This window comes from Enterobacter cloacae complex sp. 6730903 (genome assembly GCF_048283985.1).
Taxonomy (GTDB): domain Bacteria; phylum Pseudomonadota; class Gammaproteobacteria; order Enterobacterales; family Enterobacteriaceae; genus Enterobacter; species Enterobacter hormaechei_C.
Genome location: NZ_JBLVXX010000142.1, coordinates 1 through 835, shown reverse-complemented (window position 1 = coordinate 835; position 835 = coordinate 1). Strand labels below are relative to the sequence as shown.

Here is an 835-nt window from a genome sequence, read left to right as displayed (position 1 = left end):
ATCAATATAAACTCAAATAGCTGAGCACTTTCACTTCATAAATCGCAAAAATATATTGATATAGCATTAGGTTAAATATTATACTTTTAGCCACATTAATGTTATATAAACCAATGAGGTTCTTATGGAAAGAGATCTTACAATAATCTTAGCTGAGCGAGATGCTATTAAACATAAGATGGAGCTTGAAAAGCTTCGTGATGAAAATTTAAATCTAATGCAACAAATAAGAGACAAGATAGAAAATGCGAAAGTAGAAATAACAGAAAGCGCAATAGATAAGACGATGTCAATCCTAGAAAAGACACGACTCTGGTTAATCTATGGCTCTAGTTTTTTTGCTATATTCATAGGTATTGCAGGGTTTATAGGTTATAAGAGCGTTAACAAGGAAATTACAGATTATTATATAAACACTGTGCATCATTGGTTACGCTTCGATAGCCCAGAAAGTGGGGGAAGCCGAGTTCTCAATGATTTGCGAACTGAGGCCTTGCTCAATTCCTTAACATTGAAATATGAAAGAGAAAAAGTCAACTCAGGTCCGATAAATAATATTAATTTGAACACAGAGGAAAGACTGCGTCTGATGTCATTAATTTTAAACCCCGAAACGGATGAACAAAATTATAGGGATGCCTTACGCTTAATAACTATAAGCAGAGGACTCTATGGTAGGTATTACGAAGATGACATCGGAAAAAAAATTGCAAGTATATTGGATAACAAAGAATTTAGTGATAGTAAAAAAATAGATGTAATAAATTACCTAAGTAAAGATCGCGCATTGTTCCCTTGGGCATTAGCAGTAATTAATGATAATAGTCCTCAAATG

The 835-nt window shown here is 33.2% G+C and carries 1 protein-coding gene; it reads left to right on the top strand.

The genetic code is table 11. The features are described 5' to 3' along the window. Positions 1-124: 124 nt before the first annotated feature. Positions 125-835 (top strand): hypothetical protein (locus ACNQ0W_RS25230; protein WP_417933298.1); only part of this gene is annotated, 711 nt, incomplete at its 3' end.